Source organism: Campylobacter sp. BCW_6464, from assembly GCF_001762775.1.
Lineage (GTDB): Bacteria > Campylobacterota > Campylobacteria > Campylobacterales > Campylobacteraceae > Campylobacter_D > Campylobacter_D jejuni.
The window spans coordinates 33,714-59,244 of sequence record NZ_MJXM01000048.1 but is presented as its reverse complement, the minus strand read 5'-3'; the positions used below and the strand labels follow the sequence as shown (position 1 = coordinate 59,244).

Below are 25,531 nucleotides of genomic sequence, written 5' to 3'. Positions count from 1 at the left end.
TTAATTTAATCATGCAAAATAAAAAATAATTTTAGCAACAAGAATTTAATTTTTAACTAAAATATAAAGTTGTTCATGAAGATGAATATTACGATTTTTAAGATTGCGAGAAGCTCTAAAAGTATTATATTTTTGTTCTAAAATACGACATTTTCCAAGAGTACTTAAACGCTTTAAAAAAATTTCTTTTTTTATAAAACCTTCGCAATTATAAGAAAGTAAAATCACTCTTGCTTTTAAATCATTAATAAGTTCAAATAAAGCGTCTTGGGCAAATTTTGACTTATTAAAAGTACTACGATTCCAATCTTTTGGAATGCCACTGATTTTGGAAATTTCTTCAGGTTTTTTATAATTTGCGATTAAATTTAACATAAAGTAATTAGAGCTATAAGGATGTTGATTGTAAGGAGGATCAAGATAAACCACATCAAAAAAATCAAGTTCTTTTGCAAGCATGCTTGCATCCTTTTGCATCACTTCAAATTCGCAAGAAAAATTTGAAAAAATAGGCATTTTAAGCTCTATTTCTCCTTTAATGCGTTTAAGTGCATTTTGTCCTTCGCCACCAAATTTTCCGATACCATCCTTACCCTTATAAAAACCTTTAAAAACTCCACTAGTATTTGAATGCACACTAGCTTCATAAATTAAAGGGGCTATAAAAAAATGCTTTAATTCTTTTGGAATTTCATTTTCAATTCTTTGTCTCATAGTATCAAGATATAAAGCATTTTTAAAAGTATAAAAAACCCTTTCATTTTTTTTAATATCATCATCATCTTTTGGAGCATAAAGCTCACTGATAAAACCTTTTTGAAAATCTAAATTTTGGGTTAAATTTTTATAACACTTTTTTAGATTTTGGAGTAAATCTTTGTCTTTATTAGCAAGATAACACTTATTGATAAGTTTTGAATAATCTTCTAAATCATTAGCTAAAATATAACTCGAGTATGCCTTTGCAAAGCGACTTACAATACCTGAGCCACTAAACATATCACAAAAACTAAATTTATCTTTACCAAGTTCTTTTTTAGCTACCTTAAAGCCCTTATTTAAAAAACTTAAAAGTGCTCTTTTATTTCCAAGATAAGTTATAATTTGCTCTTTTAAAAAAGAAGGATTTTCTTTCAAAATTTAAAACCTTTAAAAGCCTTATCCACAAAAGTGGATTAAGCTTTTTTTGGAGTTACAAGCATATTTACATAACGACCTTCAAAATTTGGCTCTTTGTCACGATTAGCTTCATTTTCTATCATAGTCCAAATTTTTTCAAGCAAAGCTACACCTGCTTCAGGAGTTGCCATTTCACGTCCTTTTAAGAACACACGAAATCTCACATGCTTACCTTGTTCTAAAAATTCTAAAGCATGTTTTACCTTGTAATTAATATCATTTTGAGCAATTTTTACAGAAAGTTTGATTTCTTTTATATCAATCACTTTTTGTTTTTTCTTTGCTTCTTTTTGTTTTTTCTCTTGTTGATAACGGAATTTACCATAGTCCATGATCTTGCAAACAGGTGGCTTAGCATCTGCAGCTATCATTACAAGATCAAGTCCTAAACGATTTGCAATTTCTAAAGCTTCATCACTACTGATAATACCATAAACTTTGCCATCATCGCCAACACATCTGATTTCATCCGCTCTTATTTCTTCATTGAGCAATACTTCTTTTTCTTTACTCAAAAGTGTACCTCACTCATTTTCTCCTTAACTAATTTAATAAATTCGTCCAAGCTAAGATTTTTTTGTTCTTTAGCTCTTCTATCTCTTAAAGCAACGCTACGCTTTGCCACCTCATCATCGCCTAAAACTAAAATCATAGGTAATTTTTGCTTTTCAGCGATACGAATTTTTTTACTTAAGCTCTCATTTTTTTCATACACCTCGCTATCGATATTAAGCTCTAATAATTCTTTTTGAATTTCTTTTGCGTAAGCAATATGTGCTTCGCCTATTGGCACTATACCCACTGCGGTTGGTGCGATAAAAAATGGAAACTCACCCGCACAATGCTCGGTTAAAATTCCTATAAATCTTTCAAAAGAACCTAAAATCGCACGATGCAACATTACAGGTTGTTTTTTTTCATTATCACTATCAGTATATTCGAGTTTAAAACGACTTGGCAGGTTAAAATCTACTTGTATGGTTCCACATTGCCACTTTCTTTTTAAAGCATCGGTGATTTTAATATCAATCTTTGGCCCATAAAAAGCCCCGCCACCTTCATCAATACCGTATTTTAAACCTTGTTCATCTAAAGCTTCTTTTAAAGCCTTAGTCGCTATTTCCCAAATTTCATCATCACCTATGGCTTTTTCAGGTTTAGTTGAAATTTCCATTTCATAGCTAAAATCAAATAATTTCATCAAATTATCCACAAAAGCTAAAATTTCTAAAACCTGCTCTTTAATCTGACTTGGCATACAAAAAATATGTGCATCATCTTGAGTGAATTCTCTCACTCTAAAAAGTCCATGCAAAACGCCACTTTTTTCATGACGATGTACCACGCCGTATTCAAAAAATTTCAAAGGCAAATCACGATAACTTCTTACATCACTTTGATAAATTTTAATATGTCCCACACAGTTCATAGGCTTAATGCCATATTCTTGTTCATCAATTTGTGTAAAATACATATTTTCTTTATAGTTTGCATAATGCCCACTGATTTTCCATGCATCTGCTTTTAAAAGTTCAGGCCCACGCACAGGCTCATAACCACGTAAACGATGGATCTTATAAAGCATATGTTCAAGTTTAGATCTAAGTCTTGCACCGTTACTCAACCAAATAGGAAGACCTCCTCCGATCTCATCATCAAAAGTAAAAAGCTTAAGCTCTGTTCCAAGCTTTCTATGATCACGTTTTTTAGCTTCTTCAATAATGGTTAAATGCTCTTTTAAACTTTCCTTATCTGCAAAAGCGGTGCCATAAATTCGAGTAAGCATTTCTCTTTTTTCATCGCCACCCAAATACGCTCCTGCAACACGAGTGAGTTTAAAAAAGCGTAAAAATTTCGTATTTGGCACATGAGGACCACGACACAAATCTTCAAATTCACCTTGTTTATAAATACTTACAGCTCCATCAGGAATACGCAATAAAACTTCTTGTTTTAAATCATCATTTTGAAATTTAGCCAAAGCTTCGTTTTTTGTGATTTCATATTTTAAAATTTCAATCTTTGCTTCAGCAAGTTCTTTCATCTTTTTTTCAATTTTTACTAAATCTTCTTCGCCAATCTTACTTTCCACACGAAAATCATAATAAAATCCATCTTCTATAACAGGACCAACGAAAAATTTAGCTTCAGGATACAAACTCTTAATCGCCTGTGCCATTAAATGCGCACAAGAATGACGGATTACCTCTAAACTTTCTTTAGAATTATCAAAATAAATTTCTTTTAAATTTGTATTTTTCACACTTTGAGAGTCAATTATTGTCTCATTGTTCAAATACGCAATAACTTCTTTTTCCATATTTTTAACCCTTTGTCGCTCACTTACCCTGTGAGTGTTTATAAAGTTCTAATTTTAACTTTCTAAGACTTAATTATTTTTGAAATTCAGCTTATTTTTAAAAAAATCTTAGAATAAATTTAATATTTATTTATAGCTTAAATTCACTTCCAGCATTTAAAATCCCACTATAATACAAATAAAAGAAAACAAATCCTAAAATAATACGATAAATTCCAAAAGGGATAAAGTCGAATTTAGAAATAAATTTTAAGAAAAATTTTATAACTAAAACTGCAACAATAAAAGCAGTGATAAAACCTATGCCTAAAGGAATTAAAGAATTTGCATTGCCAAGAAGCTCAGGCTCTTTATAAATGCTATAAGCTGTAGCGATAATCATCGTTGGAATGGCAAGCAAAAAACTAAACTCAGCCGCAACTTTTCTATTAAATTCTAGCAAAAGTCCACCAATAATACTTGCTCCACTTCTTGAAGTACCAGGAATCATGGCTAAAGATTGAAAAATACCTATGCAAAAAGCTTGTTTAAAACTTATTTCTTCTAAAGAATTGATACGATATTGTTTATTTTTATGTGCAAGTTCTATAAGAATAAACACAACACCGCCAAAAATGAGCATTCCAACCACAACCCAACCATTAAATAAAGCATTTAAGTATTTTGCCACAAAAAGCCCTATAACTCCGGTAGGAAAAAATCCAACTGCAAGTTTTAACCAAATATCAAGCCCTTGAAACAATTTACGCCAAAATACAAAAATGACCGCCAAAATAGAACCAAGCTGGATGATAATCAAAAAGCTTTTCCAAAACTCATCTATATCGATACCTAAAATAGTCGTACCTAAAATCATATGTCCTGTTGAAGAAATAGGTAAAAACTCAGTCAGACCTTCTATAATTCCAAGTATTAAAGCATATAAATTTTCCATTTTAATCCTTGAATGATAATTGCAAAAGAAAAATTATATCAGAATGGATTAAATGGGGTTTTAACCCCAAAAATTAAGCATCTTTTTTAACAATACGCTTAATGAAATATAATACAACTCCCACAAAAAAGATAAGTGCTAAAAGCTCGCTATCATGAAAATTTGTTAAATTTAAAGCTAAAGGATTTTCACTACCACCCATGCTTACTGAAAATACAGTAATTCCTGCGATAATTACCCCAAAAATACTTTCACCCACTATAAGCCCTGAAGCAAAAAGCGTGCCTCTTTGCTCACAACTTGCAAGTTTTTCTTCTTTATGAGAATTTTTTGTATATTTTTTAGTTAAGTATTGCATTACAATATATTTTAAAATTCCGCCTATAACTAAAGGTATATTTACAGCAGGTGGAAGGTAAATACCTATTCCAACGGCTAAAGGTGGCAAAGACATCTTCTGTGTTCTTCTTAAAATTTTATCTATAATAATCATTAAAATTCCTACAAATACACCAAAAGCCATATAACCCCACTCTATATTGTGATGAAAAATTCCTTGAGCGATAGTACTCATTAAATTCGCTTGCGGTGCTGCTAAAGCCGATGAAGCATCCATACCTTCTCTTGGCATTGCCCCAACAAAACCATAGGCTTGATAAAGCAAATTTAAAACAGGAACTATAGCCAAAGCACCAAAAACACAGCCTACAAGTAAAGCAACTTGTTGCTTCCAAGGAGTAGCTCCAACTAAATGTCCTGTCTTTAAATCTTGTAAATTATCATTCGAAATAGCAGCTGTAGCCAAAATAACACTAGTAGTAAAAATAGCTAATGCTACTGCAAATTTAGAAAGCATAGGATCTTGAAAAAGTTCCACACCTAAAACCAAAAAAACAATAGAAGAAATAATAACACCAATAAGTCCGATTCCAGAAATAGGACTAGAAGAAGATCCTACAAGTCCTGCCATATATCCGCAAGCTGCTGCAACAAAAAAACCTATTAAAACAGAAACTAAAGTTCCAACAAATGAAAATAGCATTTGATAATAAATACTTAAGTTAGCATCTTCAACAAAACTATAAAAAGTAATAAATAAACCCACAACCATTAAAACAAAAAGTATAAAAATACTTTTTAAAGAAAGATCTATATTTGTTCTTTCATTTTTTTCTTGATTAGTAATTTTAACATTTTTAACAATTTCTTTAATACCTTCAATAACGGGTTTTAAAAGTTCTATTAAAGTCCAAAACGCTGCTATAGCAATAGCTCCTGTTCCTATAAGCCTTACTTTAGAACTCCATACACTAGAAGCTAAATCTACGGCATTTTTTGCACTATCGAATTCAAAATTTGAAAGATAGGGAGTAAAAATACCCCAAGCTAAAAACATACCTACAAAAAGAGCTATAGCACCTGCTAAACCAACTAAATAACCTGCTCCTAAAAGTGCCAAAGAATATCCCATAGAAAAACCAAAAGCCATTTTATTCCAAATAAAAGCAAAACTACTCTCACTTGCAGCGAGTTTAAAACCATTGCTTAATAAACTAAAAATAGCAGCTATAAAAGAGCCTAATGCTATTTCTTTAATGCCTTGTTTTCCTTTTTTATTACTCTGATCTTTATTGGCTACTTTTAAAATTTCAGCTGCGGCTCTACCTTCAGGATAAGCAAGTTTACTTTCAACTACCATAGCCCTTCTTAATGGTATAGTAAAAAGCACTCCAAGTCCGCCACCACAAAGACATATCATAAAAGTTTGCCAAAGTGGAAATTCACTCCAATACCCACACATAAAAAGCCCTGGGATAACAAAAATAACTGATGATAAAGTTCCTGCTGCTGAAGCTTGAGTTTGAACCATATTATTTTCTAAAATATTTGAAGTCTTAAAAAGACTCAAAACCGCCATGGAGATGACCACAGCTGGAATTGATGATGAAAAAGTAAGTCCCACTTTTAACCCCAAATATACATTTGAAGCTGTAAAAATAATAGTTAAAATACTTCCCAAAATCAAACCCCTTAAGGTAAGTTCTGGTAAATTTTGTTTTTTGTACATCATTTCTCCGTTTTAAAATTTACTTTCAACTTAAAAAATATTCTTATAAGTTTAAATTTATAATTTTTCTCTAAAGCAAAATAAAATAATACAAAAAAACGCTTATATTTTTATAAATTTTTGACTCAAAAATATCATAAAACAATGAACCAATCATTGAAAAATTAAAAGTTCTTTTATTTTAATTATATTATCCCAGCTACCTCAGCAAAAATCAAGCAAATAATACTTATACCCCATATATAAAAAAAGCTTCTTTTGATATGATCTTTAATATTAACCTCTGCTAAACCGCAACCTAGCAAAGTTGCAGGCACAACAGGAGAAATAAATGTCGCACAATTTCTTGCTATCACCATGATAATAGCTATAGTCAAAGGTTCAGCGCCAAAAGCCTTAGTTACACTCAAAACTATAGGCATCACTCCATAAAAATAAGAATCTGTACAAAAAATAATTGCCATTGGAACAGCCAATATCCCTACCATCAAAGGAATATAAGCACCTAAATAATCTGGAACAAAATTTAAAATCAAAACACCCATTTTCTCCATAATACCACTTTTATCAAATACACCTATTAATATCCCAGCACCAATTAAAGTAATATACATAAGCATTGCACCAGCACTTGCACGATCTAAAACTTTTTTAGCTATTTTTAAATTAGGATAATTAAGCGGTAAAATTATTGCAAGTCCTATCATAAAGCAAATATAACTAGGAAAAATACCACTAATTAAAAGCCCAATAACCCCAATAGCTACAAGTAAATTTAACCAAAACCATTTTTCATTATGGTGTTCGCTTTTTTCTATATTTAAATTTATTCCAGACAAGTTACCTGCGCCTGCACCTCTTTTTATTTCTATCTTAGCAATCCAAATTGCCAAAAGAAGGGATAATACCAAACCTACAATCTGAATAGGTATAATATGGTGCCAAAGCAAATTTGCATCCATTCCTATATTAGTAGCCGCTCTTAGAGTAGGACCACCCCAAGGAATAACATTCATAACCCCCATAGCCGAAGTAATAATCAATAACATTGAAGTCTTTCTTATACCTAGGCGCTCATAAATAGGTAATAATGCAGGTATTACAATAAGAAAAGTAGAAGCACCTGAACCATCTAAATGTACAGCAGCAGTAATAAAAACAGTAAGAATGCAAACTTGATATACATTAGCTTTCATTTTTGATAAAAACGCATTTAAAATTTTAGTAAAAAAACCACTTGCATTTAAAACACTAAAAAAGAGTATAGAAAAAACAAACAAAGCTGCCGTATCCGTTACGCTTTTGACTCCATCTTTAATAAAAGCAACCAATGTTTTAATATCAAAAACACCTCCTTTAACCCCTAAAGCTGCACCCACGCCAAAACCAAGCTGTTCAAGAATAAGTAAAATACAAGCTACGCTAATACTTACACTTATAAAAGCTAATGCCGGAGTAGTATAATCTTTTAGCAAAAGCCAAACTATCAATCCTAATGAGAAAAAACCCAATAAAGCTAAAAAAATTCCATATCCTATCCTTTTGTATCATTTTTATTCAATAATAAAATGGATATTTTAAGTCCAACTTATATGTGTTTAAATTTATAGCTTTTTGGAAAAAATATATTTTCTAATGTAACTATTTTAAACAAGAATAAAAAATAATTTTTAATTATTTTTGATAAAGTATTCACTCTTTTAAATTTACAACTAGAAGTAACGATAGTCAAAATATAATAAGTTGCATAATATTATCAAAACTAAAAAGTCAAAATTTTAACTTCACATTCACTTCACTTAAAAAGTTTATAATGTTATCACTTTACATTACAAGGAGAAATAATTATGAAAAAAAGTATTTTATTTACATCAGCACTTTTAGCTAGCTCAATGCTTTTTGCAGATAGTCTAAAACTTGAAGGTACTATTGCACAAATTTATGATAACAATAAAACCTTGCTTATTGACTCTATTTATGGCGGACAAATGGCTATAAAAGTTCTACCAAATACCGAAATAGAAATGGATGATTGTGGTATTTTTGGAACAGATAAAGATGGAACTTTTAAAGATTTACAGGTTGGAAATTTTTTAGAAAGTAAAATTTCTTATGGAACACCTGCTACGCCAAATACTCAGGCTATTCCAGTAGCTAGAAAAATTGAAATTCAATGTTATAAAAAAGCTTATTAATATAAATCCCTTAACAAGGGATTTATAAAAATCATTCTTTGCTAAACTACTTCATTACTCTTAAATAAAAATTTAAACTCTTTTTTAACAAGCAATTTATAAAATAACACTTATATTTTCATCCAAGGCAAATAATGAAAAAATGGATTTTTATTGTTTTTTGTTTTATATTAGGTTTTATTATTCATATATTTTATATAGGATACACTAACGAACTTTTATTTAATAAATTTATTAAAAATAGCAATCCTGATTATACAATTACAGATATTTACTTCAAAAAAGGTTTTTTAACTTCTAAGGGAAGTTTTACTTTAAATCACTCTCATACACAGCTTTCAACCAAAATCGACCTTAAATTTAATAATTATTTTTTGTTAAATAAAATTATAAAAGGAAATTTTACAAATCCTTTTGATTTTTTAGATGAAGTGTTAAAAAACAATAAATTAGGAACTTTTACTCTCAAATTACACGATAATAACTCTAAAATATTTCTAAATATTAAAGATATAAATTTAAGCAATGAAGGCGGAGATACCATCATAAACGGCGGATATATTGAAGTTTTAATGAATAAAAATTTAGAAATTAAAAACATGAAAATACATTTTGATATGATTGATTTTTCTCAATTTTATACTAAATTTGTATTACAAAATTTAAATTACGAACAATTTTTTAACAATCCTGTACAATTTTATGAGTTAAATTTATTTAGCGATAGCCAACAAGAGATCAACTTTGATTATCTTGTGCTAGATAACAATAAAATCAATTCTTTTTACAGCAAAAACCAAGTAAATTTTAATGAAGAAAATTCAGCAGTAAACTTAAACATACAAGGAAAATCCAATGAAATTGATCTTAAATCTTTATTGGGTCAGAATTTGAATTTTGACAAAACAAAATTTAATATAACCATAAACAAATTTTTTAATTCAAATTTCAATATCTCTCATTTTATTCAAAAAAATCTTGATCTAAAAATACAAAATTTAATCCTTGAAAAAAATAAACAAAATATCAGTTTACAAGGCAATTTAAATATTAACAACTCTTATCAAGCAAAATTACAAGTTATCAGTTCAGACGAGCCTGATGAAATTTTTCCTTGGACAAAGGATTATGGAGGTTTAAATCAATATTTTTTAAAAGAAAATAATAACTTTTTTCTAAATTTATCTTATGATAGCTTGGCCAATCCTCAACTAAAAATTAATGGTAGTGAATTTTCAAATATGGATTTAAATTAATGAGCCTAGCTTTGACCTTTCGCCCTGAAAATTTTGATGATATTTTAGGACAATATGAGCTTATAGAAATTTTCAAAAAATTTACTGCTTTACAAAAACTTCCTCATAGTATTTTTTTTGGAACAGCAGGTTCTGGAAAAACAACTTTTGCTAGAGTTGTAGCAAAAGAATTTGGCTTAGATTTTTATGAATTTGATGGAGGAAATTTTAAACTCGAAGAACTAAGAAAAATTTTAGATAATTATAAAAATAGTCTTTATAAGCCTTTAATTTTTATTGATGAAATTCACCGCCTTAGCAAAACCCAACAAGAAATGCTTTTAATTCCTATGGAAAATTACCGTTTAATTTTAATTGGTGCAAGCACTGAAAATCCCTATTTTGTTTTAAGTTCTGGTATAAGAAGTCGTTCCATGCTTTTTGAATTTAAATCTTTAGGGGCAAAGGAACTTGAAACTTTACTCTTACGCGTACAGGAAAAAATGAAATTTAGTATTGATAAAGAAGCTAAAGATTTTCTACTTAAAAGTGCTGATGCAAGAGCTATGCTAAATTTGCTTGAATTTGTCTTGGTTTTAGATGAAAAACATATCAGTCTTGAAAATCTTAAAAAACTTCGCAACACCATAAATAGTGAAGGTGTTAGCTCAAAAGATACACATTATATTTTAGCAAGTGCAATGATAAAAAGTTTACGCGGAAGTGACGTTGATGCAGCTATTTATTATCTTGCAAGACTTATTGATGCAGGAGAAAGTGCAGATTTTATCGCTAGGCGTTTGGTGATTTTTTCAAGTGAAGATGTCGGAAATGCCGATCCAAATGCTTTAAATTTAGCAGTTTCGACCCTAGAAGCTGTTAAAAATATAGGTTATCCTGAAGCAAGAATTATCCTAGCCCAATGCGTAGTTTATTTAGCAAGCACAATCAAATCTAATGCAAGCTACAAAGCTATCAATGAAGCTTTAAGCTATGTAAAAAACAATGAAGCTTTAGAAATACCTAATTATCTTAACAACAATCATCAAGAAAAACAAAACTATCTTTATCCACATGATTTTGGTGGCTGGGTAGAGCAAAAATATCTTAGTAAAAATTTAAAATTTTATCATAGCAAGGGCTTAGGAAAAGAAGCAAAATTGTTAGATAATTTATATAAATTAAAAAATTATAAAGCTTAATTTTATTATTTAAAATTTACAAAATAAATGCTAAAATCAATATTTTATTTTCAAGGAAAAAGATGATTAAAATAGGAATTTATGGCGCTAAAGGACGCATGGGAAAACAGATTGAAGAATGTTTAAAAAGCGAAACGCAAGCACAAATTTCGATACTTTATAATAAGGGTGGAAATTTAGAAGAGCTTTTTGAAAAAAGCGATGTGATTATTGATTTTTCTTCCCCAAGTGGAACTCATGAGCTTTTAAATTATGCAAGAACTATGCCTAAACCTTTGGTAATAGGTACAACAGGACTTGATGAGAAAATTTTACATTTGATGCAAAGTGCTAGTGAAGTGATGCCGATTTTTTATGCGACCAATATGTCTTTAGGTGTTGCAGTTTTAAACTATCTTGCTAGTAAAGCCAGTCAAATGCTAAGAAATTTTGATATAGAAATTTTAGAAATGCATCATCGCCATAAAAAAGATGCACCAAGTGGTACGGCTATGACTTTAGCCCAAAGTGTAGCAAAAGCTAGAAATTTAGAACTTGAAAAAGTAAGAGTAAGTGGAAGAGATGGCATTATAGGTGAAAGAAGCAAAGATGAAATTTCTGTGATGAGTTTAAGGGGTGGCGATATAGTAGGACGCCATACAGTAGGTTTTTATGAAGATGGGGAATTTTTAGAACTTAATCATACCGCTACTTCAAGGGCGACTTTTGCTAAAGGTGCGATTAAAATCGCTATTTGGCTTAGTAAGCAAGAAGCAAAAATGTATTCAATCAATGATTTTTTAGGAATTTAAAATGTGTGCAGTTGTAGGAGTTATCAATTCAAAAAATGCTAGCACTTATGCGTATTATGCACTTTTTGCTATGCAACACCGTGGGCAAGAGGCAAGTGGTATTAGTGTGAGTAATGGTAAAAATATTAAGACTATTAAAGCTAAAGGTGAAGTGAGTCAAATTTTTAATCCTGATAATCTAAAAACTTTAGAAGGTGAAATCGCTATAGGGCATAATCGCTATTCTACAGCAGGAAATTCAAGTTTAAATGACGCTCAGCCCATAGCAGCTACTTCGGTTTTAGGTGATATTGCTTTAGCACATAATGGAAATTTAGTTAATAAAGAAGAAGTAAGATCAAGACTTATTCAAGATGGGGCTATTTTTCAAACCAATATGGATACAGAAAATCTTGTCCATCTTATCGCAAGAAGTAAGCAAGAAAGCTTAAAAGATAGATTTATTGAGAGTTTAAAAGAATGTATAGGGGCTTATTGTTTTGTTTTAGCAAGCAAAGATAAACTTTATGTTGTAAGAGATCCTCATGGAGTACGTCCTTTATCTTTAGGACGTTTAAAAGATGGAGGCTATATAGTTGCTAGTGAAACTTGTGCTTTTGATCTTATAGAGGCTGAATTTATTCGTGATGTTAAACCAGGGGAAATGCTTATTTTTACTCAAGGAAATGATAAATTTGAAAGTATAGAACTTTTTTCTCAAACTCCTAGAATTTGTGCTTTTGAATACATTTATTTTGCTAGACCTGATAGCATAGTAGAAGGCAAAAGCGTGTATGAAGTGCGTAAAAAAATGGGCGAAGCTTTAGCTAAAAAATTTGTTTATAAAGCAGACTTTGTCGTGCCTGTGCCAGATAGTGGAGTAAGTGCAGCTATAGGTTTTGCGCAATATTTACAAATCCCTCTTGAAATGGCAATAGTAAGAAATCATTATGTAGGAAGAACCTTTATAGAGCCAACTCAAGAGCTTAGAAATTTAAAAGTAAAACTAAAGCTTAACCCTATGCGTAAAGTTTTAGAAGGCAAAGAAATTGTAGTCATTGATGATAGCTTGGTGCGTGGCACTACTTCTAAAAAAATAATTTCTTTACTTCGTGCTGCAGGAGCGAGCAAAATCCATCTTGCCATAGCTTGTCCTGAGATCAAATTTCCTGATACTTATGGCATAGATACTCCAACTTTTGAAGAACTTATCAGCGCAAATAAAAATACTGAAGAAGTGCGTGAATATGTAGAAGCTGATACGCTAAGTTTTTTAAGCATAGAAGAATTAACCCAAAGCATAGGCAATGAAAGGAAATATTCTTTAATCAGTTTTGATGGGGATTATTTTATTAAATAATTTTATTTTAAATTAGGATTAGGCAAGGTTGCACTTGCACTTCCTACATTTATATTTTGAGTTGGTGGCAAAGGAGTATTTGGTGTATCAATTTGACTTAAAAGCTCTAAAGTTTGATTAAATTCGAAGCTTTCTTCAGGATTTTGCCCTAAGAATTTTTGCATAAATTCTTTTTTAGAAATAGCTTCATCAAGTTCTTTATCACTTCCTTTTTGATAGGCACCGATGCGAAGCAATACTTCATTTTCTTTTAAAAGCGAGTTTAAACGCTTAAATTTTCTTGCCCAAAGTTTATGTTCAGGACTTATAATGTCACTCATCACCCTTGAAGCAGAGTTTTGTATATTAATAGGAGGATAAATTCCAAAGTCTGTTAATTCACGACTTAAAACAATGTGTCCATCTAAGATAGAACGACTTTGATCAGCAATTGGATCGCTCATATCATCTCCATCTACCAAAACGGTAAAAAAGGCTGTTATAGTGCCTTTACCTTCTTCTTTACCCGTTCTTTCCATGAGTTGAGGCAAAAGACTTAAAACACTTGGTGGATAACCTTTGGTTGTAGGAGGTTCTCCAAGAGCTAGTCCTATTTCTCTTTGCGCCATAGCAAAACGCGTTACACTATCCATGATAAAAAGTACATCTTTACCTTGTTCTTTAAAGTATTCTGCCACACTCATTGCACAAAAAGCACCGTATTTACGCATCAAAGCACTATCATCACTTGTAGCAACAATAATCACTGTATCATCGAGCTTTCCGCCTAAATTTTTTTGTATAAATTCAGGAATTTCACGCCCCCTTTCTCCTATGAGTGCCACTACCTTTATAGGAGCTTTGGAATTTTTAACTATCATTCCCATAAGAGTGGATTTTCCTACCCCGCTTCCTGCAAAAATACCAAGTTTTTGCCCTACACCACAAGTTAAAAGTGCGTCTATGGTTTTAACACCCACGGGAAAAACTTCTTCTATAAGCCCTCTTTTCATCGCATCAATAGGTGCACGCATTATAGGCATATATTTACTTACTTCTATAGCTCCTTTACCATCTTTTGGACGCATAAAAGGATCTACTACTCTGCCTAAAAGTTCATCGCTAACGCCTATTTGCATACCTGCATCACTTATGAAAGCACGATCGCCTATCTTAAAACCTTCTATAAAAGAAAATGGGCTTAAATAGCTAAATTGTTCTTTGATTTCTACGACCATAGCTAGAGTGTTTAAATTTTCATTTTCATTGGAAACTAACTTCACTATATCTCCAACCCCTGTTTTAAGCCCACGAATTTCTATACTTGTAGCAGAAATTTTTGTAATCTCTCCAAAAATAGCACTTAAATTTTCTTTACCAAGTTTGGAACGTAGTTTTTCAAGATTCATTAAAATCTTACCTGTTTAGCAGAGTTTATGAGAGAAAAAAATTCCTCTCTAGTTTTTTCATTTTTCAAGAAAATTCCACGCAAAGCTGAAGTTGTAGTGGTGGAATTAGCTTTTTGTACTCCACGCATTTCAACACACATATGTCTTGCTTCTATGACTACACCCACACCTTTTGCATCGACATTTTCCATTAAAGCTTGTGCGATTTGTTCGGTAAGTTGTTCTTGAATTTGAAGTCTTCTTGCAAACACTTCTACAAGGCGTGGAATTTTGCTTAAACCTACTACTTTTTTATTAGGGATATAGGCTACATGAGCACGCCCAAAAAAAGGTAAAAGATGATGTTCGCAAAGACTGTAAAATTCTATATCACGCACCAAAACCATTTCATTATTAGAGCTTTCAAATAAAGCATTATTTAAAATATCTTTGACATTTTGCGTATAACCACTAGTAAGAAATTCATAAGCTTTAAAAACACGATTTGGTGTTTTAATCAGTCCTTCACGATTTGGATTTTCTCCTATAATTTCAAGCATAGTTTTAACACAATCTTCAAATTTTTTTTGCAAATTTTTCTCCAAAAATATTTTTATTATTTTAATAATAATGTAATATTGCAATTTTATCATAAATTACTTTAAAATTTTATGCAAGTAATAAGGAAAAATTTGCTATGATTGAAAGCAAATTTTATTTTATAAGGAAAAAACTATGGAAGTAAAGGCAAAGCAACTAGATTCTGTTAATGCGACTGCTAGTGTAAAAATTCCTTCAGGAATGATCAAAAGTGAAGTAGAAAATTTAGCAAAAAAAGCTTCTAAAAGTGTAAAAATGGATGGGTTTAGACCAGGAAAAGTTCCTGTAAGTGCTGTACTTAAAAGATATGAAAGAGAACTCACTCAAGACGCGGAACAAAATCTTTTTAAATCTGCTGTAAATAGTGCTTTACAAGAACTTAAAAAAGAAAGTAAAGAGCTTGTAGGTGAGCCATATTTTGAAAAATTTGATCGTAAAGATGGAGAAATTATTGCTGAGTTAATACTTTCTTTTAAACCTGAAATCAAACTTGAGGGTTATGAAAAACTCATTCCTGAATACCAAACTCCAAAAGTAGGTAAAAAAGAAATTGATGAGAAAAAAGATGAACTTTTAAAGCGTTTTGCTACTCCTGAAGCTATAAAAACAAAAAGAGCTTTAAAAGAAGGTGATTTTGCAAAATTTGATTTTGAAGGTTTTGTAGATGATAAAGCTTTTGAAGGTGGTAAAGCTGAAAATTATGTTTTAGAAATTGGTTCTAAGCAATTTATTCCAGGTTTTGAAGATGGTATGGTAGGAATGAAAATAGGTGAAGAAAAAGATATCAAAGTAACTTTCCCTAAAGAATACGGTGCAGCGCATTTAGCGGGTAAAGATGCCGTATTTAAAGTAAAACTACATGAAATTCAAGAGCTTAAAATTCCAGAACTTGATGAAGAAATGCTTAAAAAACTTTTACCAGGAGAAGAAAAAACTAGTGTTGAAGTTTTAGATGAAAAATTAAAAGAGCAAATCAAAAACGAAAAGCTTTTTAAACTTGTAAATGACGAATTAAAAGGTAAATTTGCAGATGCTTTGATTGAAAAATATAATTTTGATTTACCTAAAGGCATAGTAGAACAAGAAACTGATATGCAAATGCGTGCAGCTTTTAATACTTTTAGCGAAAAAGAAATTGAAGAGCTTAAAGCAAGTAAAGAAAAATATCAAGAAAAACGTGATTCTTTTAAAGAAGAAGCGCAAAAAAGTGTAAAACTTACTTTTATTATTGATGAGCTTGCAAAATTGCGTAAGATTGAAGCAAATGATCAAGAATTGATTCAAGCGATTTATTTTGAAGCATATCGCTATGGTATGAATCCAAAAGAGCATTTAGAAAACTATAAAAAACAAGGAGCTTTACCTGCTGTGAAAATGGCTTTAATTGAAGAAAAACTTTTTAATGATATTTTTATGCCAAAATCGGAAAAATCGGAAAAATCGAGCAAAAAAGAGAAAGAAGATAAATAATGTTTATTCCTTATGTTATTGAAAAATCCAGTCGTGGTGAAAGAAGTTATGACATTTATTCACGCCTTTTAAAAGATAGAATTATTATGCTAAGTGGCGAAATTCATGATGAACTTGCTGCTTCTATCGTAGCACAACTTCTTTTTTTAGAAGCTGAAGATCCTACAAAAGATATTTATCTTTATATCAATTCTCCAGGCGGTGTCATTACAAGTGGTTTTAGTATTTATGATACTATGAACTATATCAAACCTGATGTTTGTACGATTTGCATAGGACAAGCTGCTTCTATGGGAGCATTTTTGCTTAGTTGTGGCGCAGAAGGAAAACGTTTTGCTTTGCCTAATTCACGCATTATGATTCATCAACCTTTAGGTGGAGCTAGAGGTCAAGCCACAGATATTGAAATTCAAGCTAAAGAAATTTTAAGACTTAAAACTATACTTAATGATATTTTGGCAAAAAATACTAAGCAAAAAGTTACAAAAATAGCAAAAGATACAGAAAGAGATTTTTTCATGTCAGCACAAGAAGCTAAAGAATATGGACTGATTGATAAGGTTTTGGAAAAAAGTTTTAAATGATTTCTTTGGAGATCATTTAAAACAAAGGTTTTTTAATGGTTAGAAAAATTATCACTTATCCTAATCCTAGACTTTTTTTAAACTCTGAAATTGTAAATAAATTTGATACAGAACTTCACACCTTGCTTGATGATATGTATGAAACTATGATAGCAAGTAATGGAGTAGGTTTAGCAGCTATTCAAGTGGATATTCCTTTGCGTGCTTTACTTGTGAATATTTTTGATGAAAATGATGAACAAAAAAAAGAAGATTTGCTAGAGATTATTAATCCTGAAATTATTCCTTTAGATGAAGAAATGATCACTTGCACAGAAGGGTGTTTGAGTGTGCCAGATTTTTTCGAAGAAGTAAAACGCTATAATCATATCTTACTTAAATATCAAGATCGCTTTGGAGAATTTAAAGAACTTGAAGCAAAAGGTTTTTTAGCTGTGGCCATTCAACACGAAAATGATCATTTAAATGGACATTTATTTATAGAAAAAATTTCTTTTGCTAAGCGTCAAAAATTCGATAAAGAATTTAAGAAAAAGAAGAAAAATCATAAAAAAGAGAAATGAAAAAACTAAAGTGCATAAGCTTTCATGAAGGCTTAGACATTATAGAGGTAGAATCCACTTTTACAAGAGGTTTGCCAAATTTAAGCATAGTAGGACTTGCAAGTGTAGCGATTAAGGAAAGTATCGAACGCATCAAAGCCACGCTTTTAAGTTGTGATTTTGCTTTTCCTGCTAAAAAAATTACTATCAATCTTAGTCCTTCAGGCATCCCAAAAAAGGGATCTCATTTTGATTTGGCCATTGCTTTATTAATCCTTTTGCAAAATGAAGAATTAGATGACTTTTTTGTAGTAGGAGAATTAGGACTTGATGGAAGTATTAAAAGCACTAACGAGCTTTTTTCTTTGCTTTTGTTTCTCTCTGCTAAAATTAAAAAAGCTAAAATCGTTGTTCCAAAAAGCATAGCTCAAAAAGCTTCCATGATACCAAATTTGGAGGTTTATGGACTTGAAAATTTAAATGAAGCAATAGAGTTTTTTAAAGAAAAAAATTATGAAAATTTTCACTTCTCGCACAATCATCCTTTATTTACAAACCCTTTGCAAATAGAAAATGAAATTTTTTTACAAAATATGGATTTTAAACTTGATTTTAAAGACATCAAAGGGCAGGAAAAAGCTAAAAGAGCTTGTATGATAGCTGCTTTAGGTATGCATAATATCTTATTTGAAGGAAGTCCAGGAAGTGGTAAAAGTATGTGTGCTAAACGTCTTGTTTATATCATGCCTCCTCAAAGTTTAAGTGAAATTTTAATGCAAAATGCTTATATGTCTTTAGATTCAAAAGATTGTGAATTTACTAAAATTCGTGCTTTTCGTCATCCTCATCATACTTCTACAAGAGCAAGTATTTTTGGCGGAGGAACAAAAAATGCTAGAATTGGAGAAGTCGCACTTGCAAATGGTGGAGTATTGTTTTTTGATGAATTTCCACATTTTAACAAGCAAATCATAGAGAGTTTAAGAGAACCTTTAGAGGATTATAAAATTCATATTTCAAGAGTAAATTCTAAAATCACTTATGAAACAAAATTTAGCTTTATAGCCGCTCAAAATCCTTGTCCTTGCGGAAATTTATTTTCTAAAAATCTTTCTTGTGTTTGTAGTGAAAATGAGATTAAAAAATACAAAAATCACATTTCAGCTCCTATTATGGATAGGATTGATCTTTATGTAGCTATGGATGAGATTAGTAAGGATGATAAAACGAGTATAAGTTCTAAAGAAATGAGTGAAAAAATTTTACAAGCTTTTATTTTTGGTAAAAAACGAGGGCAAAAAGAATTTAATGGGAAATTAAAAGATGAAGATTTGAGTCGTTTTTGTGTATTGGAAAAAGATGCCAAAGATACGCTAGATTTAGCAATTTCACGTTATAATCTTTCTTTGCGATCGCTCAATAAAATTTTAAAAGTTTCAAGAAGTATAGCGGATTTAGAACAAAGTCTTAATATTAACAAAACTCATATTTTAGAAGCTTTAAGCTTTAGAGCAAGGAATTAAAATGGAAAATAAAAGTATAGCTATCTTTATAGATGCAGAAAATATCCCTGCAAAATATGCTAAAAGTATTTTTGATATCGCTTCAGATTATGGAGAAGTTATCATTAAACGCATTTATGGGGATTGGACTCAAAAAAATATACAAGGTTGGAGAGAGCAAATTGCTGAATATTCTTTAATCGCTATGCAACAATTTAATTTTGCGGCCAACAAAAACTCAAGTGATATGTATTTAATCACTGAAATCATGTCCATATTTTATGAAAAAAATATAGATATTTTTGTTATTGTTTCAAGCGATAGCGATTATACTTCACTCATTCAAAAATTAAGAGAAAATAAAAAACAGGTTATAGGAATGGGGCTTGAAAAATCTATAAAATCCTATGTAAATGCCTTTAGTGAATTTTTTTATTTAGATAAAGATGAGAGTAAAAAAGAAGATATTTTAAGTAAGGATTATTTAAGAGCTTTAATCAATATCACCGAACAGCTCATCGATGAAAAGGGGCGTGCCGAATACGCACTAATACGCACTAATATGAACCGCAAATACTCGGATTTTCATCCGCAAAATTATGGTTTTAAGAATTTTCGTGCTTTGATCCAGAAATTTTTACCTAAAATGAAAAAATTTGAAGAAGAAAGAGAAAAAAATATATATTTTTTGGTGAAAAAAGATTATGAAAGCTATTATTGATAATATAAACATTTTAGAACAAAATGCTATAAATAAAGGCTTAGATGAGCTTATTTTAATGGAAAATGCGGGATTAAATTTAGCCAAACTAATTAAAAAAGAAGCTAAAAAAATCTGCATTCAACGCAAGATTAAAAAAGTAAAAATACTTTTTTTATTAGGCGGGGGTAACAACGCTTCAGATGGCTTGGTGGCTTTAAGAAATTTAAAACACGCTAAAGCTTATAAAGTAGGCTTTAAAGAAAATACGCTTTTTAAAAAACAAGAGCAAATTTTACAAAATTATGCTTTTAAATTTTGTAAAAAAGAACCTGATTTTAAAAAATTTCATATTATCATTGATTGTATTTTAGGCACAGGCTTAAATCGTTGCTTAGATGAAAAAACAAGTTTAATAATTCAAAAAGTTAATCAAAGCAAGGCTTTAAAAATAGCTTGTGATATGCCTACAAATTTGGGATTTTATCCTTGTTTTAAAGCTAATATTACACTTTGCATGGGAGCCTTAAAGGAAATTTTACTTGAAGATTTTGCTAAGGAATTTGTAGGAAGGATTAAAATAGCCAATTTAGGCATTAGCTCTAAGAAATTTTACCCTAATTCTCAAGCTTTTTTGCTTGAAAAAAAAGATTTAAAAACTATAGATAGAAAAATCAACGCTAATAAAGGAAATTTTGGCCATATTTATATAGTTGCCAATGCAAGCGCTGGAACTTTAGCAGGACTTGGAGCCTTAAATTTTGGAGCAGGTCTTGTTTCTTTAGTAGCACAAAAAAGCTTCTCGCCTCTTTTGATGTTAAAAGAAAAAATTGAAAATAATGCAAGTGCTATTGCTTTAGGTATGGGGCTTGAAAATTTGGATTTTCTAAAAGATGAAATTTTGCAAAACACTCCTTTGATCTTGGATGCAAACTGCTTTTTAAGTGAAGCTTTGCTTTGGTATTTAAACAGAAAAGATGTCGTTATAACCCCTCATCCAAAAGAATTTATAAGACTTTATAAAATATGCTTTGATGAGGATTTAAATATAGAAACATTGCAAAAAAATCGCTTTTTCTACGCTAGAAAATTTTCACAAAATTATGATTGTGTTCTTGTTTTAAAAGGAGCAAATCCTATTATTGCACAAAAAGAAAAATTATTTGTTGTAAATTTAGGAAATCAAGCCTTAGCTAAAGGTGGGAGTGGAGATGTTTTAAGTGGAATGATTGCTGCGCATTTAGGTTTTGGTTTTAGTGCTTTAGAAGCAGCAAAAAATGCTACTTTAGCCCATGGACTTGTTGCAAAGAAATATAAATTTAATAAAAATAGCTTTGATGCTTTAAAACTTATCAAAGGATTAAAATGCTTGTAAAATTAGCTGTACTTTTTAGTGGAAATGGAAGTAATTTAGAAAATATTTTAGAAAAACTTCATAAAAAAACTATAGGAGAAAATACCTATGAAGTAGTACTTTGCCTTTGCAATAAAAAAGATGCTTTTGGTATACAAAGGGCAAAAAAATTTGGTCTTGATACTGTGATTGTTGATCATAAGGCTTATAATACTCGTGAAGAATTTGATACGATTTTGGTACAAAAGATCAAAGAAAGTGGAGCAAATCTTACTGTATTAGCAGGTTTTATGAGAATTTTAAGTCCTGTTTTTACAAAAAATATTAAGGCAATTAACCTTCATCCTTCTTTATTACCCCTTTTTAAAGGAGCACATGCGATTAAAGAAAGCTATGAAAGTGATATGAAAGTAGCTGGTGTGAGTGTGCATTGGGTCAGTGAAGAACTTGATGGTGGAATGATTATAGCTCAAAAAGCTTTTGAAAAAAGAAATTTGAGTTTTGAAGAATTTGAAGAAAAAATTCATAGTCTAGAACATGAAATTTTACCCTTAAGTGTGATTGAAATTTTTTCTTAAAGAATTAAAGGTATTTGCTTTAAAACTATAAAATATCGCTTTAAAAAATTTTAAAATTTTCAAGGAAATTTATGTTTGAATGGATATTTAGTATTGATGCTTGGATTACTTTAGCTACTTTAAGTGCTCTTGAAATTGTACTAGGGATAGATAATATCATTTTTTTAGCTATTTTAGTAAGCAAACTACCCCTTGAACATCGTGATAAAGGACGTATCTTAGGTTTAGCTTTTGCAATGATTACAAGAATTTTACTTCTTTTATCTCTTTTTTGGGTGATGAAACTTGTAACACCTTTGTTTAGTGTATTGGACAATGAAATTTCAGGAAGAGATCTAGTTCTTTTACTAGGTGGACTTTTCTTAATTGTAAAGTCTATTAAAGAAATTAAAGAGCAAATTTCTCATCAAGAAGAAAGTCAAAGTCATTTTAAAGCAAGCAATAAACTTTGGATAGTTGTAGCTGAAATTGCTGTGATTGACATAGTGTTTTCGCTTGATAGTGTTATTACCGCAGTAGGAATTGCTCAAGATGTAACCATCATGATTATCGCTGTTATTATCGCAGTAGCTGTGATGCTTTTTGCTTCTAAACCTATAGCAAATTTTGTTGAAAAATATCCAAGCATTAAAATTTTAGCCTTAGCTTTTTTGGTGTTAATAGGCGTAGTTTTAGTTGCTGAAAGTTTTGATATTCATATTGATAAGGCATATATTTATACTGCTATGGCTTTTGCTTTAGTGGTGCAAATTTTAAATATTTTAGATCAAAGAAAGGAAAAAAATGGCTAAAGACGCTAATGGAACAGAACTTAATGCAGGTGATAGCGTGAGTGTAATAAAAGATCTTAAGGCTAAAGGTGCAAGTACAACTTTAAAACGTGGAACTACTATAAAAAATATTAAGCTCACTTCTAAAGAAGGTGAAATTGAGGCTAGAGTAGACAAATTTGGAGTTATTGTTTTAAAAACTGAATTTTTAAAGAAAATCTAGGCAAAGAATGTGCGAATCTTACTTGTTTTAAGAGGGAATTATTACGCAGGACAAGAAGAATTTATCAAAAATAATAAACTTCAAAATTATACACTTGATTTAAATGCTTTGCGTCTTTTATCAGGAAGCGTTAAAAATATAGTCAGTGAATATAAAATTTTAAATGTTAAAAATGATGAAGATTTGAGTAAAATTTTACTCAAACTTCTAGAAATGCGTATGCAAAAAGGTGAGTTTTGCATCATAAACGCTTACAATGAAACATTAAAAATTTATAAAGACTTAGCTAAACAATATCGCTATAAAATGTATGTTATTGTTTTTGATAGCTCTTTAAAACAATGTCAAGAAAAAAATCTTTTAGAAGCTAAAAAAAATGGATATATCATCCCTTATGCTCTTTTGGAAAAAACTCAAGATTTACTCAAAAAAAATCCAAAAAAATACTCAATTTTAGACTCGAGCGACTGGAAAAAATGTCTTTACCAAATGCCAAATTTAAGCAAATACAAAAAAATTCATCATATAGGAGATTTACAAGGTTGCTATAGTGTTTTAAAAGAATACATTAAAACAATCAAAGAAGATGAATTTTATATATTTTTGGGAGATTATATCAACAGAGGTATAGAAAATGGCAAAGTAATAAAATTTCTTTTAAAAATTTGCGAAAAAGAAAATGTATGCTTATTAGAAGGAAATCACGAAAGACATCTTATAAAATGGGCTAATGGAGAATTGTCAAATTCCAAAGAATTTAATGAAAATACTTTAAAGGATTTTAGAAAAGAAAAACTTACTCCAAGAGATGCTAGAAAACTCTATCCTCATCTAAAAGAATGTTTATACTACAAATTCCAAAATAAATTCATATTTTGTTCACATGGAGGAGTAAATTTTATACCCTCCAAACCTGAAAAAATAAGTTTTATACCAAGCCATGATTTTATTTATGGTGTAGGTGGATATGAAGACAGTCAAAAAGTAGCAAATCAATTTTGCAATTTCACCTCGGACAATCTTTATCAAATCTTTGGACACAGAAATAAAGAAAAACTTCCTATGAAAATAGCCAAAAGAGTATTTTTATGCGAGGGTAAAATAGATGATGGTGGATATTTACGCGTAGTTACACTAGATAAAAAAGGTTTTGAGTGTATAGAAATTAAAAACCAAATTTACAAAAAGAAATAAGCCTAAAGAGGCTTATTCTTCATCTTTATTTGTTTTTTTAACCACCTTAACACGCTCTATAGAATTCCCATCCATTTTTTTAACTTCATAGTAACAAAGTTCATCTTCAATGCGATCTCCTACTATAGGCAAGCGTCCTAAAAGATTAAATACATATCCACCTATAGTAACTTGTTCTAAATCCTCATCATAGTTTATTACAAGCATTTCTTCAACAGTTTCTATATCGCATCGTCCTTGAAATTCATAGATATTTTCAGCAAGTTTTTTATAGCTGTCTTCTTCATGCTCGCTTTTAATTTCGCCAATAATTTCTTCCATGATATCTTCCATGGTTAAAATTCCAGCAGTTCCACCATACTCATCAACTACTAATGCAGTATGAGAGCGTTCTTTATTCATCATTACAAGTACTTTTGAAATGCTGATATTTTCAGGAACCAAAATCAAAGGTTTAACAAAAGTATCTAAATTTTGACTTTTATGGCTTAATTCATTTTGTATTATATCTCGTATGTGTATCATCCCTAAAATAGTATCTTTAGAACCGTCAATATAAGGAAAGCGAGTATGTTTATGTTCACAAATGATTTGCATATTTTCTTCGTAACTTTTTTGTTTATTTAGACAAATCATATCTTTTCTAGGAGTCATAATCTCTTTAGCAACAGTATCTGAAAAATCAACAGCATTGCGTATGATCTCTGTTTCAAATTCATCTAAAACTCCACCTTTTTGACTCTCACTTGCTATGATTTTAATTTCTTCTTCGCTATGAGTTAGCTCGCTTTCTTTAGCAGGTTTTATTCCAAAAAGTTTCAAACTTATAGCTGCTAAAAAATCGAAAATTTTAATACAAGGCAAAAAGAGTATCCAAAACCAATGAAGCGGTCTAGCTATAAATAAAACTGCTTTATCCGCAACTGCAATAGCTATACTTTTTGGCACAAGTTCTCCTAAAACCACATGTAAAAGAGTAATAATGCTAAAAGCAATAATAAAAGCTATAGTATGGATAATAACAGTGCTAAAACCAAGATTAATAAGCGGAATTTCTAGCATTTTTGCAATAGCAGGTTCACCTATCCAACCAAGAGCTAGAGAACTTAAAGTGATTCCTAATTGACAAGCACTAAGATAAGTATCGAGTCTTGAAGTAACCTCCAAAGCTTTCTTGGCACCAGCTTTTTTTTCTTTTACCATCTCTTCAAGCTTGGAACGACGTACTTTAACAATACTAAATTCAGACAAAACAAAAAAACCATTTAAAAACACTAGAGCAAGTGCAACAACAACCATAAGTATAGAATATCCTGCATCAAAAGATGCTGTAGAAGTTTGGTTTAAATCCAAAACCTGACTGGGGTCCAATGAAGCTCCTTAA

24 protein-coding genes are annotated in these 25,531 nt (G+C 30.4%); 15 read left to right on the top strand and 9 right to left on the bottom strand.

Annotated elements, in window-relative coordinates; genetic code table 11:
* Nucleotides 1–45: 45 nt before the first annotated feature.
* From AJ885_RS06410 to AJ885_RS06385, 6 genes are all read right to left on the bottom strand, one after another.
* Nucleotides 46–1,137 (bottom strand): DNA adenine methylase, encoded by a 1,092-nt coding sequence (locus AJ885_RS06410; RefSeq protein ID WP_002870664.1) that lies wholly within the window; start codon nucleotides 1,135–1,137, stop codon nucleotides 46–48.
* A 38-nt stretch (nucleotides 1,138–1,175) separates the two neighbouring features.
* Nucleotides 1,176–1,694, bottom strand: coding sequence for a translation initiation factor IF-3 (infC, locus tag AJ885_RS06405; protein ID WP_002851726.1), 519 nt, complete (start codon nucleotides 1,692–1,694; stop codon nucleotides 1,176–1,178).
* A complete protein-coding gene (gene thrS, locus AJ885_RS06400; RefSeq protein ID WP_002880926.1) occupies nucleotides 1,691–3,499 on the bottom strand; it encodes a threonine--tRNA ligase in 1,809 nt (602 codons plus the stop codon). Before thrS ends, infC begins: the two co-directional genes overlap by 4 nt.
* 130 nt (nucleotides 3,500–3,629) lie before the next feature.
* Nucleotides 3,630–4,433, bottom strand: coding sequence for an undecaprenyl-diphosphate phosphatase (locus tag AJ885_RS06395; RefSeq protein ID WP_002836742.1), 804 nt, complete (start codon nucleotides 4,431–4,433; stop codon nucleotides 3,630–3,632).
* Between the two features lie 73 nt (nucleotides 4,434–4,506).
* Entirely contained in the window at nucleotides 4,507–6,504 is a 1,998-nt protein-coding gene (locus AJ885_RS06390) for an OPT family oligopeptide transporter (RefSeq protein ID WP_079264243.1), read from the bottom strand.
* A gap of 182 nt (nucleotides 6,505–6,686) precedes the next feature.
* Complete coding sequence (locus tag AJ885_RS06385) at nucleotides 6,687–8,027, bottom strand: CitMHS family transporter (RefSeq protein ID WP_053872232.1); 1,341 nt, start codon at nucleotides 8,025–8,027, stop codon at nucleotides 6,687–6,689.
* Nucleotides 8,028–8,348: 321 nt separating this feature from the next.
* On the opposite strand from AJ885_RS06385, the gene AJ885_RS06380 reads away from it, so the two are divergent.
* The 5 genes from AJ885_RS06380 (at nucleotide 8,349) to purF (ending at nucleotide 13,263) form a co-directional block, all read left to right on the top strand.
* Entirely contained in the window at nucleotides 8,349–8,696 is a 348-nt protein-coding gene (locus tag AJ885_RS06380) for a hypothetical protein (protein ID WP_002861010.1), read from the top strand.
* Nucleotides 8,697–8,830: 134 nt separating this feature from the next.
* The gene (locus AJ885_RS06375; protein ID WP_002880932.1) at nucleotides 8,831–9,952 is read left to right on the top strand and encodes a hypothetical protein; all 1,122 of its coding nucleotides are present in this window, start codon (nucleotides 8,831–8,833) and stop codon (nucleotides 9,950–9,952) included.
* Nucleotides 9,952–11,133, top strand: a complete 1,182-nt coding sequence (locus AJ885_RS06370; protein WP_002880933.1) for a replication-associated recombination protein A — start codon at nucleotides 9,952–9,954, stop codon at nucleotides 11,131–11,133. The genes AJ885_RS06375 and AJ885_RS06370 overlap by 1 nt, the downstream gene beginning before the upstream one ends.
* 62 nt (nucleotides 11,134–11,195) lie before the next feature.
* Nucleotides 11,196–11,924: a 4-hydroxy-tetrahydrodipicolinate reductase gene (dapB, locus tag AJ885_RS06365; protein ID WP_002880934.1), complete on the top strand. Its 729-nt coding sequence runs from the start codon at nucleotides 11,196–11,198 to the stop codon at nucleotides 11,922–11,924.
* A gap of 1 nt (nucleotide 11,925) precedes the next feature.
* Nucleotides 11,926–13,263 (top strand): amidophosphoribosyltransferase, encoded by a 1,338-nt coding sequence (gene purF / locus AJ885_RS06360; protein WP_002880935.1) that lies wholly within the window; start codon nucleotides 11,926–11,928, stop codon nucleotides 13,261–13,263.
* A gap of 2 nt (nucleotides 13,264–13,265) precedes the next feature.
* On the opposite strand, the gene fliI is transcribed toward purF, so the two are convergent.
* Together fliI and folE are read right to left on the bottom strand one after the other, a co-directional pair.
* Entirely contained in the window at nucleotides 13,266–14,651 is a 1,386-nt protein-coding gene (fliI, locus tag AJ885_RS06355; protein ID WP_002854283.1) for a flagellar protein export ATPase FliI, read from the bottom strand.
* Nucleotides 14,651–15,223, bottom strand: a complete 573-nt coding sequence (gene folE, locus AJ885_RS06350; RefSeq protein WP_002880936.1) for a GTP cyclohydrolase I FolE — start codon at nucleotides 15,221–15,223, stop codon at nucleotides 14,651–14,653. The genes fliI and folE overlap by 1 nt, the downstream gene beginning before the upstream one ends.
* A gap of 142 nt (nucleotides 15,224–15,365) precedes the next feature.
* Between folE and tig the strand changes: the two genes are divergently transcribed.
* The 10 genes from tig (at nucleotide 15,366) to AJ885_RS06300 (ending at nucleotide 24,147) form a co-directional block, all read left to right on the top strand.
* Nucleotides 15,366–16,700: a trigger factor gene (gene tig / locus AJ885_RS06345; protein WP_032599953.1), complete on the top strand. Its 1,335-nt coding sequence runs from the start codon at nucleotides 15,366–15,368 to the stop codon at nucleotides 16,698–16,700.
* Nucleotides 16,700–17,284, top strand: a complete 585-nt coding sequence (clpP, locus tag AJ885_RS06340) for an ATP-dependent Clp endopeptidase proteolytic subunit ClpP (RefSeq protein WP_002861003.1) — start codon at nucleotides 16,700–16,702, stop codon at nucleotides 17,282–17,284. The genes tig and clpP overlap by 1 nt, the downstream gene beginning before the upstream one ends.
* 35 nt (nucleotides 17,285–17,319) lie before the next feature.
* Nucleotides 17,320–17,847, top strand: a complete 528-nt coding sequence (def, locus tag AJ885_RS06335) for a peptide deformylase (RefSeq protein WP_002861002.1) — start codon at nucleotides 17,320–17,322, stop codon at nucleotides 17,845–17,847.
* Nucleotides 17,844–19,349, top strand: coding sequence for a YifB family Mg chelatase-like AAA ATPase (locus tag AJ885_RS06330; RefSeq protein ID WP_070274220.1), 1,506 nt, complete (start codon nucleotides 17,844–17,846; stop codon nucleotides 19,347–19,349). Before def ends, AJ885_RS06330 begins: the two co-directional genes overlap by 4 nt.
* Before the next feature lies 1 nt (nucleotide 19,350).
* A complete protein-coding gene (locus AJ885_RS06325; protein WP_052949937.1) occupies nucleotides 19,351–20,049 on the top strand; it encodes an NYN domain-containing protein in 699 nt (232 codons plus the stop codon).
* Entirely contained in the window at nucleotides 20,033–21,403 is a 1,371-nt protein-coding gene (locus tag AJ885_RS06320; RefSeq protein WP_070274219.1) for a bifunctional ADP-dependent NAD(P)H-hydrate dehydratase/NAD(P)H-hydrate epimerase, read from the top strand. Before AJ885_RS06325 ends, AJ885_RS06320 begins: the two co-directional genes overlap by 17 nt.
* A complete protein-coding gene (purN, locus tag AJ885_RS06315; RefSeq protein ID WP_002866343.1) occupies nucleotides 21,394–21,960 on the top strand; it encodes a phosphoribosylglycinamide formyltransferase in 567 nt (188 codons plus the stop codon). The genes AJ885_RS06320 and purN overlap by 10 nt, the downstream gene beginning before the upstream one ends.
* 71 nt (nucleotides 21,961–22,031) lie before the next feature.
* Nucleotides 22,032–22,751, top strand: a complete 720-nt coding sequence (locus tag AJ885_RS06310; RefSeq protein ID WP_070280892.1) for a TerC family protein — start codon at nucleotides 22,032–22,034, stop codon at nucleotides 22,749–22,751.
* Nucleotides 22,744–22,953, top strand: a complete 210-nt coding sequence (locus tag AJ885_RS06305) for an alkylphosphonate utilization protein (protein WP_070280890.1) — start codon at nucleotides 22,744–22,746, stop codon at nucleotides 22,951–22,953. Before AJ885_RS06310 ends, AJ885_RS06305 begins: the two co-directional genes overlap by 8 nt.
* Nucleotides 22,954–22,962: 9 nt before the next feature.
* Nucleotides 22,963–24,147: a metallophosphoesterase gene (locus AJ885_RS06300; protein WP_070280888.1), complete on the top strand. Its 1,185-nt coding sequence runs from the start codon at nucleotides 22,963–22,965 to the stop codon at nucleotides 24,145–24,147.
* 12 nt (nucleotides 24,148–24,159) lie between these two features.
* On the opposite strand, the gene AJ885_RS06295 is transcribed toward AJ885_RS06300, so the two are convergent.
* Nucleotides 24,160–25,518: a hemolysin family protein gene (locus AJ885_RS06295; RefSeq protein WP_002860995.1), complete on the bottom strand. Its 1,359-nt coding sequence runs from the start codon at nucleotides 25,516–25,518 to the stop codon at nucleotides 24,160–24,162.
* Nucleotides 25,519–25,531 lie beyond the last annotated feature (13 nt).